Here is a 16,668-nt window from a genome sequence, read left to right as displayed (position 1 = left end):
CGCTTCTCCTCGACGTCTGTTCCGACCGACGGAAGTGTCGATCCTCTTCTCGGCTCGGGTAGACGTCTTTGACCGCGATCGGCCTTCCCACGAGCTTACTCTGTCGTTATCGTGCTGGATATAGTCTTACAGCAAACTGCAATGCTGCAAGTGCAAAATTGAGGGGAGATCGCGTGATGGCAGGGGATGGAGATGTCAAAACGCCGGAGAGCAAGCCCGATTTGGACAAACTCAACGCCAATATCGCGAAGATAGAGGCCTTGTCGTCGCGGCTCGTTGCCGCGCTTGCACAGAAGAAACCGATTCCACAATCGCTACAGGGGCCGGGGCAGGAATTGTTCGTGAAGGCCGCCGCCGCCTATATGGCGGAGATGATGAACAACCCGGCGCGGATCATCGAGCATCAGGTGGGCTATTGGGGCAAGACGCTCAAACATTACGTCGAGGCGCAGCAAAAGCTGTCCCATGGCGATCTGACCCCGCCGCCGGACGAGACACCGAAGGACCGCCGCTTCGCCAACCCGCTCTGGGAGACCAACCCGTTCTTCAATTTCCTCAAACAGCAATACATGATGAACGCGGATGCGATGCAAACCGCTGTCGGCGATCTGGAGGCGCTGGATGGGCGTGATCGCAAGCGGGTGGATTATTTCACCCAGCAGATGATCAACATGATGGCGCCGACGAATTTCCTCGCCACCAACCCGGACGCCTTGCAGCAGGCGGTGGAGACGGAAGGGGACAGCCTCGTGAAAGGGCTGGAGAACCTTGTGCGCGATCTTGAGGATCACCACGGTGAAATGGTCGTCAATCTCGCCAACAAGGACGCCTTCAAACTCGGCGAGAATATCGCCACGACCGAGGGTTCGGTGGTGTTCCGAAACCGGATGTTCGAGCTGATCCAATATGCGCCGAGCACGGAGCAGGTGCATAAGATCCCGCTGCTGCTCTTCCCGCCCTGGATCAACAAATTCTATATTCTCGACCTGCGCGAGCAGAACTCGCTGATCAAATGGATCGTCGATCAAGGCTATACCGTTTTCGTCGTGTCTTGGGTCAACCCGAACGAAGGCTACGCCGATGTCGGGATGGACGACTATGTCGAAGAGGGCTTCCTCACCGCGATTGAGCAGGTGAAACAGATCACGGCCGAGCCGAAGATCAATGTCATCGGCTATTGCATCGCGGGCACGACGCTGTCGCTGACGCTGGCTCTGATGAAACAGCGCAAGGACACCTCGATCAAATCCGCGACCTTCTTTACGACGCTTACGGACTTCTCCGATCAAGGCGAGGTCGGCGTGTTCCTCGATGATGACTTTGTGGACGGGATCGAGGCGGAGGCGAAACGTACCGGCCTCATGAAGTCGCTCTACATGAACCGTACCTTCTCTTACCTGCGCTCGAACGATCTGATCTATCAGCCCGCGATCCGCAGCTACATGATGGGGGAGGCACCGCCCGCGTTCGACCTTCTGTATTGGAACGGCGATGCGACCAACCTTCCGGGGAAAATGGCGGTGGAATATCTGCGCGGCCTGACCCAGCGGGACGAGTTCGCCACCGTGGGCTTTTCGATCTGCGGCACGAAGGTGCATCTCTCCGAGGTCAATGTGCCGCTCTGCGCCATCGGCTGTGAAACCGATCACATTGCGGCTTGGAAAAGCTCCTACAACGGCGTCTGCCAGATGGGGGCGAAGAACAAGACGTTCATCCTCTCTGAGAGCGGTCATATCGCCGGGATCGTCAATCCGCCGTCGAAGAAGAAATACGGGCACTACACAAATCCGGACCTGACCCTGTCGCCGGAAGACTGGCAAGCCGGGGCCGAATTCCACGAAGGCTCTTGGTGGCCGCGCTGGGAGGCTTGGCTCAAGCCGAAGTCCGGAAAAATGGTGCCCGCGCGGGTTCCGGGAGAAGGAGGGGGCGATTCGTCTCGTAAGATTCTTGCGCCCGCTCCGGGAACATATGTGAAAATGACAGCAACGCCCTGAATTGGCGCAACTTTCGTCAATATGCTGCGGCGCAGCACAAATACCTTGATTTTCTGCGCCGCAGCATGCATATTCTTTTTGCAAGCGCAGCAACGGCAAACCCGCCGAAGCGCGCGGAACCAGCGAAAACCCGGGACGGGCCGATTTCGCACCCAAAGCCAGAAGGATATGTGACATGGCCAAGACCGATGATTTCACCAAGATGATGAAAGACATGATGGGCAACTTCCCGCTCGACATGTCCGCGATGCAGGAAAGCTTCAAAACCCAGGCGTCGCTCACCGAGAAACTTTCCAAAGTGGCTATTGAGGCCGCCGAGAAATCCACAGAGCTGTCTTCCAAATGGACCAAGGACACCCTGTCCAAAGTCTCCGAGATGACCTCCGTGAAGGAAGAGCCGGCCGATTACACCAAAGCGCTGACCGAGTTCGCGTCCGTACAGGCTGAAATGGCTGCCGAGAACATGGCCGCTTTCGCCGAAGTTGCCAAAAAAGTTCAGATGGAAACCATCGAACTGGTTCTGGCCGCTGGCAAAGACATGGGCGAAGACATGACCGCCGCTGCTAAAAAAGCGACCGACGAAATGACCAAAGCCGCCAAAAAGGCGACCTCCAAGTAAGATCAATATCTCTCCTCTCCCTCTCCTCCCTAGGGATGTGGATATCTGCGGGCCTCTTCGGAGGCCCGTTTTTTCTGCGCTGCGGCCAAGGCGACTGATGCGCTTGCCCTCGCGTGGTTGCGATAACTCCCCGCGCCGGAATTGTTTTGCTTTTGCAAAATCGCTCGCTTAGGCTTGCCGAGAGGCGTTTTCCGTTGCACCTGACCGGGTGTGCCGCAATACGTTGCTGCACTGGTTTGCTATTGCAGCATTTCGCAAAAAGTGAGCTTCTCTCTTTTTACGAAACGACTTCTTGCCACTCAGGGAGGGGAGCCCAAATGGCCGATAAGAAAGATCCATTGCTGATCAAACGCTACGCGTCGCGGCGTCTCTACAATACAGAGACCTCTGATTACGTGACACTCGAAGACATTGCGGGATTTATCCGCGAAGGCAGGGATGTGCAGATCGTCGATCTGAAATCCGGCGACGATCTGACACGCCAATACCTTTTGCAAATCATTGCCGAACACGAAAGCCGGGGCGAGAGCGTCCTGCCGCTCGGTGTTCTGACCGATCTTGTGCGCAGCTACACCACCGACATCCAATCCGTCGTGCCGCAGTTTCTGGCGCAGAGCTTCGACATGCTGCGTCAGGGCCAAGAGCAGATGATGCAGAATTTCGGCACGCAGATCCCCGGTTTCGAGGCGCTTCAGGCCCAGCAGGAAGCGTTCCTGAAGGCCATGACCGGAGGCATGGGGAGCGTTGGACAGAACTGGTCCGGCCCGCAGCAGGAGCCGCGCGAAGAGGCGGAGGATTTGGGCGAGATCAAGAAACAGCTTGCTGAATTGCAGGAAAAACTCGCCAAGCTGTCGTGAACGCGCCACATGCCAAGAGGACAAACCCCGCAACGCGCGGGGTTTTCTTTTTTCTGTCAGAATTTTTGAGTATTTAAAGCAACAAAGGAAATCGGGGCGGGGCAGGGAACGGTATGAGTGACAAGGTCGGGCGTCTGACGCTTTGGGGCGTCGAAGTGTTTCTCGCAGTCTCTGAGGAAGGTTCGGTTTCTGCGGCGGCCAAACGTCTTGGTGCATCGCCCTCTGCGATTTCGCAGCAAATCTCCAATCTTGAAACCGCGCTCGGCACGGATTTGATCAACCGGCGCGAGAGGCCGATGACCCTGACCCCGGCGGGGCGGGTGTTTCGGCGTCGGGCGCAGACCATCCTGCTCGAAGCCGCGCGGGCGCGTTCTGAGATCGCAGGGCTGGATCTGAGTCACCTCGGGCAATTGCGCCTCGGGATGGTCGAGGATTTCGAAAGCTCGGTCACGCCGATGCTGATCACCCAGATGGCGGATCGGCTGACCGAAACACGGTTTGAATTGGAAACTGGCCCATCTCATCGCCTTTTGGACCGGTTGGAGCATCGTGCGCTCGATGTGATTGTCGCCGCCGACCTGCATGACGGGGCCGATTGGGCGGAGCGTCATCCGCTGTTGCAAGACCCGTTTGTTGCCGTGGTGCCGAAAGGGCGGCATGAGGCGATCAAGGACTTGCCGCTGATCCAATACACCCGCCGCCATGCGATGGGCCGGCTCTTGGGCGAGCATCTGTCCGAGGAGGGGATGACGCTGACCCAGCGTTTCGAGTTGGACAGTTACCGCGCGATGATCGCGATGGTGGCGGGCGGAACCGGCTGGACCATCCTGTCGTCTCTGGGGGTGCTCAATGCCGGGCGCTATGCCGATGAGATCGAGGCGATCCCTCTGCCCGTGAAGCCCTTGTCGCGGCAAATCTCGCTCACCGTCCGGCGCGACGGCATGTCGGAAATGGCGCATGCGGTGGCCGATGAGCTGGGGCCGCTGTTGCAGGCACAGGTGGTTGATCCGGTCGTTGCCGACTATCCGTGGCTCGGGGGCTATCTCAAGCTTCTCTAATCGTTGGATATGAAACGCAAAACGCCTCCCGTGGGGGAGGCGTTCCGTGTTTTTGAATGCGGAGGCTGGCCTTATTCGGCAGCGGCGCGCACACCTTTCACATCTTCCGCCGCGCCAAGCAGCGCATCGGCGATGAAATCGCAATCTTCCTCGGTCAGGCGGGCCGGAAGCCGCGTGTCGCAGGCTTTCGACAGCATCTCGCGCGTTTTCGGCAGGTCCGGGGTCTCACCAAGGAACTGCCAGTTCCAGAAGGCGCGGGCGTTGTCGGTCGAGAGACCGAAGACCTGCACCGACACACCGCGGGCTTTGGCGGCAGATTGGAAGGCGAGGGCTTCTTCGCGGGAGAAATCCACGAGGTTGAATTGCAGGCTGTCGGGCGCGCGCACTTCCTTGTCGAGCTTCGCGGGCACGGTGAGATGCGGCGAGGTCTCAAGACGTGCAGCGGTGTAATCGTGATTGCGGCGACCATCGGCGACGCGGCGCGGCACTTCCTTGATCTGCGGGCGCACCAGAACGGCGGACATGTTCGACAGGCGCGTGTTGTAGAGCGGCAGCTGGTTCTGCCATTTGGCGAATTCCGCAGAGAGCGCATTGTCGCGCTGCGGGTTGTGCTTCGCCCAGTTGTGCTCATAGGCGCCGGACATGATCACGGCGCGGGCCATGATTTCCGGATCGTCGGTGATCATGATGCCACCTTCGCCGGCGTTCAGAAGTTTATAGGACTGGAAGGAGAAACAGCCGATCTTGCCGATCGTGCCGATGTTCTGCCCGTCCCAGACCGTGCCGAGCGAGTGGGCCGCGTCTTCGATCAGCGGAATGCCTTTGGCGTCGCAGGCGGTCTTGATCGCGTCCATGTCGGAGGTATGGCCCCGCATGTGAGAGATCATCACCACGTCGGCGTCTTCCATCTTGGCGTGGAAGTCATCGAGGTCGATACGATAGTTGTCGTTGCATTCCACGAGCACCGGTTTGCAATCGGCATGCACGATGGAGGAGGGGACAGCGGCAAAGGTGAAGGCGGGGATCAGAACCTTGGCGTCGCGCGGCAGGTTCAGTGCCTTGAGCGACAGGAACAGGGCGGCGGAGCAGGACGCCACGGCGAGGGCGTATTTTGCGCCCAGCATCTCCGCGAATTCGCGCTCCAGAAGGGTCACGGGTGCATTGCCCGGCGCGGTGTAGCGGAACAGATCACCGGATTTCAGCAGCTGTTCGACGATTTCGCGCGCTTCTTCCGGGATCGGTTCTGCATCGTAGACATTGGGCCCGAGACTCATTGTTTCACCTTTTTGAAATTCTTCTTTCGAAATAACTGTAAGTATTGAGGGCGCAAAAATCTACTCTTGTGCGCGCAGACCGGCAAAATTTCGCAAAATCGTCATGGAAATTCGTGCAAAAAAGGGGGCGCTTGGCCCCCTTTTGAACGGTGTTGTGTTTTGGCTCACACGTTGAGCAAAAGATGCTCCCGTTCCCACGGCGAGATGACCTGAAGATAGGCCTCATTCTCGGCGCGTTTGACGGTGCTGTAGACCCGTACGAAATCCTTGCCCAAAACCTCCTGCATCTGCGTCGCGCTTTCGAGAAGGTCGAGCGCGGAGCCGAGCGTTTCCGGGATGCCCTCGGCGGAGGCATAGGCGTCGCCGACATATTCCTCGCGCGGTTCGCGCCGCTCGATGAGGCCGAGATAGCCACAGGCCAGAGAGGCCGCGATGGACAGGTAGGGGTTCACATCCATGCCCGGCAGGCGGTTCTCGATCCGGCGCGCTTCCGGTCCGGAGATCGGCACGCGCAGTCCGGTGGTGCGGTTGTCGCGACCCCATTCAAGGTTGATGGGCGCGGCAAAGTCGCGGACGTAGCGACGGTAGCTGTTCACATAGGGCGCATGGATCGCAATCGTCGAGGCGAGGTGGTTTTGCAGCCCCGCGATGAAATGCATAAAGGCCTCAGACTCGCTGCCATCCGGGTTGGAGAAGATGTTCTCACCCGTGTTGATGTCCACGACCGAGTGGTGAATGTGCATCGCTGAACCCGGCTCGTCCTGAATGGGTTTGGCCATGAAGGTCGCGAAGCAATCGTGACGCAGCGCGGCCTCGCGGATCAGACGTTTGAAATAGAACATCTCATCGGCGAGTTTCACCGGATCGCCATGCCGCAGGTTCATTTCGATCTGACCGGCGCCACCCTCTTGCAGGATGCCGTCGATCTCAAGGCCCTGTGCTTCGGCAAAGTCGTAGATGTCGTCAATGATCGGGCCATATTCATCCACCGCCGACATGGAATAGGCCTGACGCTGTGCCGCGCGGCGGCCGGTGCGGCCAATCGGCGGCTCGACGGGCTGGTTCGGGTCGGTGTTGCGGGCGACGAGGAAGAATTCCATCTCCGGCGCAACAATCGGATCCCAGCCCTGATCGCGGTAAAGCTGCACCACGCGCTTGAGCACGTTGCGTGGTGCGACTGGCACCATCTCGCCGTTTTGGTCCAGCACGTCATGGATCACCTGAAGCGTCCAGTCTCCGGTCCAAGGCGCGGCCGTGGCGGTCTCGAAATCGGGGACCAGAACCATATCCGGCTCGGTGAAGGGCGCGTCGGCGTCCTCGACCCAGTCGCCGTTGATGGACTGGAGAAAGATCGAGTTCGGCAGGTAGAAGTGTTTCTGCTTCTCGAATTTGGCGGCGGGCATGGCCTTGCCGCGCGCGATGCCTGAGAGGTCCGCGACGATGCATTCCACCTCGTCGAGCCTGCGGCCCTCAAGGAAATCCAGCGCGGGTTGCGGCAGCTTGTCGAAAAACTCCATGATCAAAGCGCCTCCCGGCCGCGTTCGAGGAAATCCACCATCAGATCGGCAACGCGTTTGTCGTCGGTGGGCTTCGTGTTGTCTTCTTTGGCCTTGTTCAACAGTTCCGCCGGATAGGCCGGATTGCCCGTGCGGGATTTCAGATAGTCAGCGATGATCGGATTGCTGAGTTCCGGGTGGGGCTGAATGGTCAGAATGCTGTCACCATAAACCAGCGCCGCGTTTTGGCAAAAATCATTGCCGCCCAGAACTTCGGCACCCTCGGGCAGGGCGAGCACCTGATCCTGATGCCAAGCGTTCAGGTGCAACGCACCAAGAGGGGCGATGTCATAGGCCTGACGCCCGACGGCCCAGCCGCCCGCGTATTTCTCGACCGTGCCGCCAAGCGCGGTGGCGATGATCTGATGCCCGAAACAGATGCCGGTCATGCGGCGGCCGGAGGCATGGATCGCGCGGATCAGCTCTTCGAGCGGCTTGATGAACGGGTGATCTTCATAGGCGCCGTGTTTCGAGCCGGTCAAAAGCCAGGCGTCGGCGTCTTCGGGGCCTTTGGGAAAGTCCATATGCTCGACGTCCCAGGCTTCATAGGAAAAGTCGGGACGGTCAAAGAGCCGCTTGAACATGAGTGGAAAGTCCCCGTGAATTTGCGCGACGGGGTCAGGCGCGTGTCCGCATTGCAGAATGCCGAGTTTCATAAGTCACCAAGAGGTTTGGAACAGGCCGACGCTAGCGCCTTGTCCCGGCCCCGACAAGAGGGGCGGGGGCATTGCGCGAAAATTTGATCAAAAATATTTGGACGCGCTTAAACTGTGTCCAAATACAGCTCAACTTGCTCTTCTGGGCTCAGTTCCATCCAGTCCCGAAGTTCCTGCCGTTTGGTCTGGGTGAAGTTGCGGACAAGCTCGGCGGGGAAGATGCGGCGCATCATTTCCGAGGTTTCGAACTCGGCAATCGCGGTGCCCCAGTCGCCCGGCATTTCCGGCAGATCCTGCGCATAGGCATTGCCCGTCATCGCGGGCGGTGCGACCATCTTGTCTTCCATGCCGATCAGAGCTGCGCCGAGAATGGCGGCGATCATCAGGTGCGGGTTGACGTCCCCGCCGGAGACACGGTGCTCGATCCGGCGGGCTTTATGCGAGCCGCCGGGAACACGCACGGCGGCGGTGCGGTTGTCATAGCCCCAACAAATCCGTGTCGGCGCATGCGAGCCGGGCACAAGACGGTCATAGGAATTGCCATGCGGGGCAAACATCAGGGTCGAAGCCGGAATGCCAGCCAGACACCCGGCGATAGCGTGGCGCATCATGTCTGTGCCCGCGGCGGTGCCGTCATCGAAAATATTGTCGCCATCTTCGTTGAGCATCGAGAAATGGGTGTGCATGCCGTTGCCGGCGTATTCATCGTAGGGTTTCGCCATGAAGGAGGCCGCGAACCCGTGCTTGCGGGCAAGGCCTTTGACCATCAGCTTGAAGAGCCACGCGTCATCGGCGGCTTTCAGGGCGTCGGGGGAGTAGACGAGGTTGATCTCGAATTGCCCCAGACCCGCCTCGGAAATTGCGGTGTCTGCCGGGATGTCCATGGCTTCACAGGCCTCGTAGAGATCGGTGAAGAAACGGTCAAAGGAGTCGAGCGCGCGCAGTGCGAGCGTTTCGGCCCCGAGACGGCGTTTGCCGGAGCGCGGGGAGCGCGGCACGCGAAGCTGTCGGGAACTGTCGTCGATCAGGTAGAATTCCAGCTCTGTCGCCACCACCGGCGTCAGCCCTTTGGCTTTGTAGCGTTCGAGAACACGAGCCAGCACCTGACGCGGGTCACCGTCAAAGGGGCGGCCGTCTTCGTGGAACATCCACATCGGCAAAAGCGCCGTCGGACCGTCGAGCCAAGGCATCGGAAGGAACCCGCGCTCCGTGGGCAGCAGCACGCCGTCCTTGTCGCCGCTCTCGAAGACAAGCGGGCTGTCTTCGATGTCTTCGCCCCAGATGTCGAGGTTCAGAACAGAGAGCGGGAAACGTGTCCCTTCGGTTTCAACCTTGTCGGCAAAGCGCGCGGACATGCGTTTGCCACGGGCCTGACCGTTCAGGTCAGCGGCCGCGATGCGGATGGTTTTGACGTCGGGGTTCTGGGCAAGCCAGCTGTGGGGCGTGGTCATAGGTCACCGTTAACGGAAAATTTGCGCCATCATCCGCGGGCGTTTTTGCGGCGCTTGCGGGAGGTGACGGTTCAACCGCTTTCCGATCAGGCCGAAGATGGTGATGATGCAAAGCGTCACCAGTACGAAACAGCCCGCGAGGATCGGGTAGGGGATGAACGGGTTAAAGGTCTTGTCGGCAAAATAAGACGCGTAGTAGAGGGCATCGCCTTTTTGCTGCAAGGCCGGGAAGCCTGAGAAAAACACCAGAGTGGTGGAGTGGAAAATGAAAATCGCTTCGTTTGTGTAAGCGGGCCACGCCAGACGCAGCATGGTCGGCCAGACGATCCGGCGGAATCGCTTGAACCCGGTGAACCCATAGGCATCAGCGGCTTCGAGATCGCCCTTCGGGATCGCCATGAGCGCGCCATAGAAAATCTCGGCGGCATAGGCCGTGGTATTGAACCACAAGACAATGGCCGCGCCGAGCCAGGCGTTCGTGAGATTGCTCAAGCCCGGGACTGATTGCTTGATCGACAGGAACAGGAAATAGGCGAAGAAGAACTGGATGAAGAGCGGCGAGCCGCGGAACACGAAGATGAACCATTCCGCCGGTTTGCGGATCGCCTTGTTCGGGGAGGCTTTGGCCAGTGCCAGCGTTTGCGAGGTGAAGAACCCCAGCAGGATCGCGAGCGCCCCGAAGTAGATGTTCCACAACATGCCCGAGCCGATCAGCGTGACCTGATCGCAAAGTGTGATGTCGGCAGTCGGCAGGCGCCGTTCGCCAATGCCGAGCGAGCGGAATGCGTAGCTTGCGATGGTCTCTGAACAGGTCATGCACTCGCTCCCGCTTTGCGCATCGCTTCACCGGCGGCGGTGGCCTGACCGTGAGAGAGCTTGCGGGTGAACCGGGCGAGGACGATTTCCGACACTTTCGTGAAAACGAGATAGAAGATCAGAAGCCCGAAGAAATAATACATCCGCCAATCGCCATGCGGGTAATCGGTGAAGCGCGCGGTCTTCGTGCTGCCCAGCTCCTTGGCCCAATACACCACGTCCTCGACGCCCAGAAGGAACAGCAGCGGAGTGGCCTTGATCAGAACCATCCAAAGGTTGGCGAGGCCGGGCAGGGCGTAGGTCCACATCTGTGGCACCATGATCCGCCAGAAGGTCTGGCGCTTGGTCATGCCGTAGGCTTCGGCGGTCTCGATCTGGCCGAAAGGCACGGCCTTGAACGCCCCGGCGAGCACGTTGCCCGCAAAGGCCCCGAACACGATGGCAAAGGTCAGAACGGCCAGCGCGAAGCCATAGATCTGGTGAATGATTTCGGGCGCAGAGTTCTGCGGCAGTTTGGCGGCCTGACAGACGATAAAGTCATTGCCCTGACGGATCGGCTGATCCCAGCCGGGACAGAGCGCTTGATGGCGCACCCATTCAAGCCCCTGATCGAGCGCAATGACGAAGAACAGGAAGAACGCGATGTCCGGCACCCCGCGCACGATGGCCATGTAAAGATTGGCCAGCCATTTGAGCGGGAAGAAATGCGAGCGAGACCCGGTCGCTGCTGCGAAGCCGAAGGCAAGCGCAAGAGGCGCTGTTACGGCGAGCAGCAAAAGCACCGTCCCGAAGGAGGTGTAGAAAGCCATGTGCTTTCCGGTTGTCAGATAACAACTCAGCCAATGCAGGCGGTCGAGCGTGTCAGGTTCGGCGCAATAGGAAAAGATGGGACACCTGTGGGGTGGCGACGGGGCATCTCAGGACGCCCCGTCTGGTCAGTTTTATCCGAGACTGAGGAACAGTTTGCGGATTATTCGAAGGTCGGGCTGTCTTCGAGCCACTCTTTGATCAGCGCGTTCAGCGTGCCGTCGTCCTTCATGGACTGGATCGCAGCGTCGAACTTGGCGCGCAGTTCCGGGTCGGATTTGCGGAAGGCCATGCCGATGCCGCCGCCGAGCGGAACGTCATCGCCCACGAAGTTCAGCGCGCCTTCTCCGACGACCGGCATCAGGGTGTCCTTGTCGGCCAGAACCGCATCGGCCTCGCCGGAGGCTACGGCCGCGACGCTGTCCTCGAAGTTCGGGAATTCAAGCAGGGTCGCGCCGGTTTCCACGACATGCGCGGATTGGATGGTGGAGGCCTGAGCCGCCACGATGCCGTTGTCCACATCCACGCCGTCGGTCAGAGCCGCATAAGCGGACACCGAGGGCGGGGTGTAGTTTTGGGAGAAATCAACTTTCTCTTTGCGCTCGTCGGTGATCGACATGCCTGCGATGATGGCGTCGTAGTTGCCGGAGAGAAGGTTCGGGATGATGCTGTCCCAATCGTTCGTCACCCAGGTGCACTCAAGCTCGGCACGAGCGCACAGTTCGTCGCCCAGCACGCGTTCGAAACCGGCGACTTCGCCGTTGTCGTCAATGTAGTTGTACGGAGGGTAGGCGCCCTCCGTGCCCAGACGAACGGTTTCTGCCGAAGCGGCACCGGCCAGAAGGGCCAGAGCGGCGGCGGAAAGAAGGATCTTCTTCATGTGGTACTCCCCAAAAGTCAGCGCAGATATAGTTAGGCCGGAACAGTCGCGCTCAGGAACTGTTTCAGGCGTTCGGATTTCGGGGCGCTGAACAGATCGGAGGGATGACCCTCCTCCTCGATCAGGCCCTGATGAAGGAAAATCACATGGTCCGAAATATCGGCCGCCATGCGCATGTCGTGGGTCACGATGATCATCGTCCGGCCTTCTTCGGCCAGCGCCTTGATCACCTTGATCACCTCTTGTTCAAGCTCCGGGTCGAGCGCAGAGGTCGGCTCGTCGAACAACAGAGCCCGCGGCTCCATGCAGAGCGCGCGCGCAATCGCCGCCCGTTGTTGCTGCCCGCCGGACATCTGCGCCGGGTAAACGTCGCATTTGTCACCGATCCCGACCTTGTCGAGATACATCCGGGCCTTTTCTTCGACCTCTTTGCGGTCGCGGCCCAGAACGGTAACCGGCGCTTCCATGACGTTTTCGAGCACCGTCATGTGGGACCAGAGATTGAATTGCTGAAACACCATCGACAGGTTGGTGCGGATGCGCGTCACCTGTTTGGGATCGCTCGGACGGCGATGCGCCCCTTCCCCCTTCCAGGTGATCGGCTCGCCTTCGAACAGGACCTCGCCGCGCTGGCTGTCTTCCAACAGGTTGGCGCAGCGCAGCAGCGTGGATTTGCCGGAGCCCGAAGACCCGATGAGCGAGGTCACATGGCCGCGCGGGGCGGTCATGGAGACGCCTTTGAGAACTTCGAGATCGCCATAAGCCTTGTGCAGGTTACGGATCTCGATAACGGGCGTCGCGGGATTTGAGTCATTGGTCAACATTGCCAAGAGTTAGGGCTAAACTTTCATCAGATGCAACAATGAACGGCAGTTTACCGTAGCGTTTTGCCCGAGTTTTGATCAAATCCCTCTGCCGCGCAGAGGGGGCTGCGCGAAAAATCGGCAGTTTGCGCTGTTATGCGGCGGAGAGGGGGCCTTGCGAGCGGGACAGGCGGAGCGGATCAGGTGGCAGCGGCAGGTCATAGGCGTCATCGGGCAGGGCAACGATTCCCCGCAAGCCAAGCTGCGCGCGATGCGGTTCCGACAGACGGGCTATGGCCTCTGAGATCGCCGCAAAATAGGGCGCGGGATCGCGATCTCGTGCGGTACAAAAGGTCTGTCCGGGGGAGGCTTCCGTCGCGCCGATCACTCGCAGCCGTGTCATCTCTGGCCGTTCCGCTTGCAGGATACGGAAGCTCTGCGCGTCGATCGCGGCAAAATCGACCTCGCGGCGCAACACGGCGCTCACGGACGCTGCATGTGCTCCGGTGGCGAGGACGGGGCGAAACGAAATCCCGCGTCGATGCGCCCAAAGCCAGGGCGCGCCCCAGCCGGAGTGCGACATCGCATCGTTATAGGCCATGCTCAAACCGTCGAGCGCGTCGGCGTCTTGCGCCGGATGGTCCTCGTGTACAACGAAAAAACTGCGGTAATAGCCGGGCGCGCAGCCCTCTAGCCCGTAATCAGATGCGCCAATCCGCGTGACCTTGTCCTTGAGCGATCCGCGCAGCGGCAGGTTACAGATCTGCGAAAGACACAAGTCTTCGCGCGCCCAAGCCACGTCATAGGTTTCGTTGTCATCAAGCTTTTCTGGGGCCGGGATGTCGCGCGCCCGCAACCCATGCCGGATCAACTCCCAAAGCGCTTCATGCGCGGCGAGATTGGCCGGGTTTCCGGGCCGCAGATACATCGGGAGCTGCGCGATCATTGAGAGGCGCCGTTACATCCGCGCTTCGACACGCTGGCGCGCCAGCGCGCTGTCGCGGTCGTTGATGCCCAGAAGATTGGAAACCAGTCGCAAAAGCGCATCTTCGCCCTGATCCCGCTGACCGTCGGCCAGCACCACGGACCAAAGCCCTTCCAAGACGCCGATACGATCCTCGAACGGCACCGCGTCCTTGATGGCACGGGTGAAGCGCACCGTGTCGGGGGCCTCTGCCTCAAGAAGTTCCGCCTCGCCGCGCAGTTTCGCGGCCTCAAAAGGCGAAAGCTGATAGCGTTGCGTGAGCACTTTCTCGATCCGCGCGGCTTCCTCGGGATCATAGCGCCCATCGGCACGGGCAACCCGCACCAAGAGCGCGGCCAAAGCGAGGCGCGCATCCGCATCGGGAAGCTGAACGGGCTGCGGTTGCAGCAGGGTTTTGAGAAAATCACCAAACATGAGACGGATATAGGGCAGGGCGCAAGTCAGGGGAAGGCTTTGCAGTGTTCACGTTCGCGCGTGTGCCGCGAGCCGCGTCGCTTTGCGCGACTGCGCGGGGGATACGGAGCGATGTGAGCCCCGGATTTAGCCCGTGTGTTACCGGGCATTAAGGTTAATCAGATTAAGGTTAATATTAAGGTTAATGCCAGAGACAGGACTGGCCCCATCAAAGTGAGGAACAGAGGGGGCGGAAAACAGCTTGAAGGCGGCGGTGAGAACCGTCCCCGGCCCCTCAATATTTCTTCGGGACGTAAAGCTCCGGCGGCAGCACGGCGCGCTCATAGTCTTTCTTGTAAATCCGCTCCGGCAAATGCACCTCGTCATGTTCGATCTCATAATAGTCGAACAGCGACAGAAGGTGATCAATGCAGTTCAGCCGCGCGCGTTTCTTGTCATTGCCCTCGACGATATACCACGGCGCTTCCGGGATATTGGTGCGGAAGAACGTGTCTTCCTTGGCCTTGGTGTAATCCTCCCAACGGATGCGCGATTGCAGGTCCATCGGCGAAAGTTTCCATTGTTTCATCGGGTCGTGAATGCGCATCAGGAAGCGCATCTGCTGTTCCTCATCGGTGATCGAGAACCAGTATTTCACCACCTTGATGCCGGACCGCACCAGCATCCGTTCGAATTCTGGAACGTCTTGGAAGAACTGTTCGACCTGATCTTCATCGGCAAAGCCCATGACACGTTCGACGCCCGAGCGGTTGTACCAGGAGCGGTCAAACAGAACCATTTCGCCCGCCGCCGGAAGGTGCGGCACGTAGCGCTGGAAATACCATTGCGATTTCTCGCGATCTGACGGAGCCGGAAGAGCGACGACGCGGACGACGCGCGGGTTGAGACGTTGGGTGATCCGCTTGATCACGCCGCCTTTGCCCGCCGAGTCGCGGCCTTCGAACAGAACGACGATCTTTTGACCGGTCTGTTCGACCCAGTCGTGCAGCTTGATCAACTCGGCCTGAAGCCGCAGCAATTCGCGGAAATAGACCGAGCGTTCGAGCATGTCGGGATGCTCCTTCTGGTAGATCTTCTTGATCTCGCGCGACAGGATCGAATCCTCAAGTTCGATCTCCCACTCCTCGTCCAGCGTGTCCGCGAGTTCCGCTTCAAGCCAGTCTTGGGCGTCCTTGTCAAAGCTCATGATGCGCTCCGTCTTCCGTTCTTTGCCGTTCTGCAACCCTGATGGGGCAGCTCATATAGAGCCGCCTTAAACCACGCATACATGACGGTTTCTTAATGGAAAAGGATCGGGAGCAAAGACGCGACCAAAAGACCGGCCATTGTCCAGTTAAACGCCACCAAACGGCGCGGATTGGTTAGAAAACGACGGATTTCCTGACCGAGCCACGCCCAGAGCGAGATCGCGGGCAGGTTCATCAACAGAAAGCCGAAGCCGACGAGAGCTGCGGCCAGCCATGTTGTGTCCTGCGCGTAATTCGTCTGCGCGCCGATGGCCATGATCCAGGCTTTCGGATTGACCCATTGAAAGGCGGCGGCCTGCAAGAAGCTCAGCGGCTTGCCTGTCGCTTCTTTCTCGCCGGGTGCGGAGGCATGAGCGATCTTCCACGCCAGCCAGAGCATATAGAGCACGGCCACCACGATCATGACCTGCCTGAGCATTGGAAAGGTCTCGAACGCCTCCGCAAGCCCGAGCCCGACGATGAACACCATGAGCGTGAACCCGAAGGCGATGCCGAACATATGTGGCAGGCTGCGGCGGATGCCGAAATTCGCCCCCGATGCCAGCAGCATAAGGTTGTTGGGCCCCGGCGTGACCGAGGTGACGAAGGCAAAGGCGAGAAGCGCGAGAAAGAGTGTCGTATCCATGTCGGTGAGATTAGGCTTTCTCTGGCGCAATGACTGTGCAAAGTTTCGGTTAAATTGTCATTATTTGCATGAAGTGTTGGATATGGATCAAATTGACGAAAAGATATTGCGTGAGCTGGAGCGGGATGGCCGTCTGAGCAACCTCGATCTCGCCGACCGCATCGGCCTGTCGCCCTCCGCGACCTCGCGCCGTGTCAGTGAGCTGGAGCAGTCCGGCGTGATCCGTGGCTATCGTGCTCTAACCGATCCGCAAAAGACCGGGCGGGGATTTGTCACCTATATCGCAGTGGGCCTGTCCGCGCATAGCAAGGATGCGCAAAAGGGATTTGAGCGGGCGATGGAAGCCGCCTCTGAGGTGAAGGAATGTCACAACATCGCCGGGGCGTTTGAATATCTCCTGCGGATCGAGACCTCCGGGCTTGAGGCCTATAAGCGCTTTCACACCGAAGTTCTGGCCACCGTGCCGACTGTGGCCTCGATCACCTCCTATATTGTGATGGATAGCCCGAAAGATTTGCGGGGCTGAGATGTCTGGACGAGTATTCGTCGCTGCGATCAAGAGGGGCAGGGAAAACAGGTGCGATGTGATCCGGGGCGTGGTAGGCCGGGGCATCACAGAGACAGGC

At 59.4% G+C, this 16,668-nt stretch carries 17 protein-coding genes; 5 read left to right on the top strand and 12 right to left on the bottom strand.

All coding sequences use genetic code 11. The annotated features are described in order from the left end of the window. The first annotated feature begins 176 nt into the window (after positions 1-176). From phaC to ACYBHZ_RS12805, 4 genes are all read left to right on the top strand, one after another. The gene (gene phaC / locus ACYBHZ_RS12820) at positions 177-1,994 is read left to right on the top strand and encodes a class I poly(R)-hydroxyalkanoic acid synthase (RefSeq protein WP_460274680.1); all 1,818 of its coding nucleotides are present in this window, start codon (positions 177-179) and stop codon (positions 1,992-1,994) included. Between the two features lie 175 nt (positions 1,995-2,169). Further along, positions 2,170-2,613 carry a phasin family protein gene (locus tag ACYBHZ_RS12815; protein ID WP_460274679.1) on the top strand — a complete coding sequence of 148 codons (444 nt, stop codon included), beginning with the start codon at positions 2,170-2,172 and terminating at the stop codon, positions 2,611-2,613. Between the two features lie 317 nt (positions 2,614-2,930). After that, on the top strand, positions 2,931-3,470 hold the full coding sequence (gene phaR, locus ACYBHZ_RS12810) for a polyhydroxyalkanoate synthesis repressor PhaR (RefSeq protein WP_460274678.1): 540 nt from the start codon (positions 2,931-2,933) through the stop codon (positions 3,468-3,470). 113 nt (positions 3,471-3,583) lie between these two features. Beyond that, positions 3,584-4,528, top strand: coding sequence for a LysR family transcriptional regulator (locus tag ACYBHZ_RS12805; protein WP_460274677.1), 945 nt, complete (start codon positions 3,584-3,586; stop codon positions 4,526-4,528). Between the two features lie 71 nt (positions 4,529-4,599). On the opposite strand, the gene ACYBHZ_RS12800 is transcribed toward ACYBHZ_RS12805, so the two are convergent. The 12 genes from ACYBHZ_RS12800 to ACYBHZ_RS12745 form a co-directional block, all read right to left on the bottom strand. Continuing rightward, the gene (locus ACYBHZ_RS12800) at positions 4,600-5,802 is read right to left on the bottom strand and encodes a DegT/DnrJ/EryC1/StrS family aminotransferase (protein WP_460274676.1); all 1,203 of its coding nucleotides are present in this window, start codon (positions 5,800-5,802) and stop codon (positions 4,600-4,602) included. Positions 5,803-5,966: 164 nt separating this feature from the next. Further along, the gene (locus tag ACYBHZ_RS12795; RefSeq protein ID WP_460274767.1) at positions 5,967-7,322 is read right to left on the bottom strand and encodes a glutamine synthetase family protein; all 1,356 of its coding nucleotides are present in this window, start codon (positions 7,320-7,322) and stop codon (positions 5,967-5,969) included. Beyond that, positions 7,322-7,942: a type 1 glutamine amidotransferase gene (locus ACYBHZ_RS12790; protein WP_460274675.1), complete on the bottom strand. Its 621-nt coding sequence runs from the start codon at positions 7,940-7,942 to the stop codon at positions 7,322-7,324. The genes ACYBHZ_RS12795 and ACYBHZ_RS12790 overlap by 1 nt, the downstream gene beginning before the upstream one ends. Before the next feature lie 179 nt (positions 7,943-8,121). Further along, on the bottom strand, positions 8,122-9,465 hold the full coding sequence (locus ACYBHZ_RS12785; protein WP_460274674.1) for a glutamine synthetase family protein: 1,344 nt from the start codon (positions 9,463-9,465) through the stop codon (positions 8,122-8,124). 9 nt (positions 9,466-9,474) lie between these two features. Beyond that, positions 9,475-10,281 (bottom strand): ABC transporter permease, encoded by an 807-nt coding sequence (locus ACYBHZ_RS12780; protein WP_460274673.1) that lies wholly within the window; start codon positions 10,279-10,281, stop codon positions 9,475-9,477. Further along, positions 10,278-11,168, bottom strand: a complete 891-nt coding sequence (locus ACYBHZ_RS12775; protein ID WP_460274766.1) for an ABC transporter permease — start codon at positions 11,166-11,168, stop codon at positions 10,278-10,280. Before ACYBHZ_RS12775 ends, ACYBHZ_RS12780 begins: the two co-directional genes overlap by 4 nt. 83 nt (positions 11,169-11,251) lie before the next feature. Then, positions 11,252-11,968: a transporter substrate-binding domain-containing protein gene (locus ACYBHZ_RS12770; RefSeq protein WP_460274672.1), complete on the bottom strand. Its 717-nt coding sequence runs from the start codon at positions 11,966-11,968 to the stop codon at positions 11,252-11,254. Positions 11,969-12,000: 32 nt separating this feature from the next. After that, positions 12,001-12,792 carry an ABC transporter ATP-binding protein gene (locus ACYBHZ_RS12765; protein ID WP_460274671.1) on the bottom strand — a complete coding sequence of 264 codons (792 nt, stop codon included), beginning with the start codon at positions 12,790-12,792 and terminating at the stop codon, positions 12,001-12,003. A gap of 133 nt (positions 12,793-12,925) precedes the next feature. Further along, positions 12,926-13,717 (bottom strand): phosphate/phosphite/phosphonate ABC transporter substrate-binding protein, encoded by a 792-nt coding sequence (locus ACYBHZ_RS12760; RefSeq protein WP_460274670.1) that lies wholly within the window; start codon positions 13,715-13,717, stop codon positions 12,926-12,928. 12 nt (positions 13,718-13,729) lie between these two features. After that, entirely contained in the window at positions 13,730-14,170 is a 441-nt protein-coding gene (locus ACYBHZ_RS12755) for a tellurite resistance TerB family protein (protein ID WP_460274669.1), read from the bottom strand. A 274-nt stretch (positions 14,171-14,444) separates the two neighbouring features. Further along, complete coding sequence (ppk2, locus tag ACYBHZ_RS12750) at positions 14,445-15,356, bottom strand: polyphosphate kinase 2 (RefSeq protein WP_460274668.1); 912 nt, start codon at positions 15,354-15,356, stop codon at positions 14,445-14,447. Positions 15,357-15,448: 92 nt separating this feature from the next. Beyond that, a complete protein-coding gene (locus ACYBHZ_RS12745; RefSeq protein WP_460274667.1) occupies positions 15,449-16,042 on the bottom strand; it encodes a LysE family translocator in 594 nt (197 codons plus the stop codon). 82 nt (positions 16,043-16,124) lie between these two features. Here ACYBHZ_RS12745 and ACYBHZ_RS12740 point away from each other — a divergent pair, with 82 nt between their 5' ends. After that, complete coding sequence (locus ACYBHZ_RS12740; RefSeq protein ID WP_460274666.1) at positions 16,125-16,568, top strand: Lrp/AsnC family transcriptional regulator; 444 nt, start codon at positions 16,125-16,127, stop codon at positions 16,566-16,568. The last annotated feature ends 100 nt before the right edge of the window (positions 16,569-16,668 follow it).

Source organism: Celeribacter sp. ULVN23_4, assembly GCF_054788345.1.
The sequence above is the reverse complement of the archived record's forward strand: the minus strand, read 5'-3'. Positions and strand labels throughout refer to the sequence as shown.

Excerpts from the sequence above, each read along its gene's own strand:
- ACYBHZ_RS12805 (WP_460274677.1), top strand. The coding sequence starts at position 3,584 with ATGAGTGACAAGGTCGGGCGTCTGACGCTTTGGGGCGTCGAAGTGTTT.
- ACYBHZ_RS12765 (WP_460274671.1), bottom strand. The coding sequence starts at position 12,792 with ATGTTGACCAATGACTCAAATCCCGCGACGCCCGTTATCGAGATCCGT.
- phaR (WP_460274678.1), top strand. The coding sequence starts at position 2,931 with ATGGCCGATAAGAAAGATCCATTGCTGATCAAACGCTACGCGTCGCGG.
- ACYBHZ_RS12785 (WP_460274674.1), bottom strand. The coding sequence starts at position 9,465 with ATGACCACGCCCCACAGCTGGCTTGCCCAGAACCCCGACGTCAAAACC.
- ACYBHZ_RS12815 (WP_460274679.1), top strand. The coding sequence starts at position 2,170 with ATGGCCAAGACCGATGATTTCACCAAGATGATGAAAGACATGATGGGC.
- ppk2 (WP_460274668.1), bottom strand. The coding sequence starts at position 15,356 with ATGAGCTTTGACAAGGACGCCCAAGACTGGCTTGAAGCGGAACTCGCG.
- ACYBHZ_RS12790 (WP_460274675.1), bottom strand. The coding sequence starts at position 7,942 with ATGTTCAAGCGGCTCTTTGACCGTCCCGACTTTTCCTATGAAGCCTGG.
- ACYBHZ_RS12760 (WP_460274670.1), bottom strand. The coding sequence starts at position 13,717 with ATGATCGCGCAGCTCCCGATGTATCTGCGGCCCGGAAACCCGGCCAAT.
- ACYBHZ_RS12800 (WP_460274676.1), bottom strand. The coding sequence starts at position 5,802 with ATGAGTCTCGGGCCCAATGTCTACGATGCAGAACCGATCCCGGAAGAA.
- phaC (WP_460274680.1), top strand. The coding sequence starts at position 177 with ATGGCAGGGGATGGAGATGTCAAAACGCCGGAGAGCAAGCCCGATTTG.
- ACYBHZ_RS12780 (WP_460274673.1), bottom strand. The coding sequence starts at position 10,281 with ATGACCTGTTCAGAGACCATCGCAAGCTACGCATTCCGCTCGCTCGGC.
- ACYBHZ_RS12770 (WP_460274672.1), bottom strand. The coding sequence starts at position 11,968 with ATGAAGAAGATCCTTCTTTCCGCCGCCGCTCTGGCCCTTCTGGCCGGT.
- ACYBHZ_RS12740 (WP_460274666.1), top strand. The coding sequence starts at position 16,125 with ATGGATCAAATTGACGAAAAGATATTGCGTGAGCTGGAGCGGGATGGC.
- ACYBHZ_RS12745 (WP_460274667.1), bottom strand. The coding sequence starts at position 16,042 with ATGGATACGACACTCTTTCTCGCGCTTCTCGCCTTTGCCTTCGTCACC.
- ACYBHZ_RS12755 (WP_460274669.1), bottom strand. The coding sequence starts at position 14,170 with ATGTTTGGTGATTTTCTCAAAACCCTGCTGCAACCGCAGCCCGTTCAG.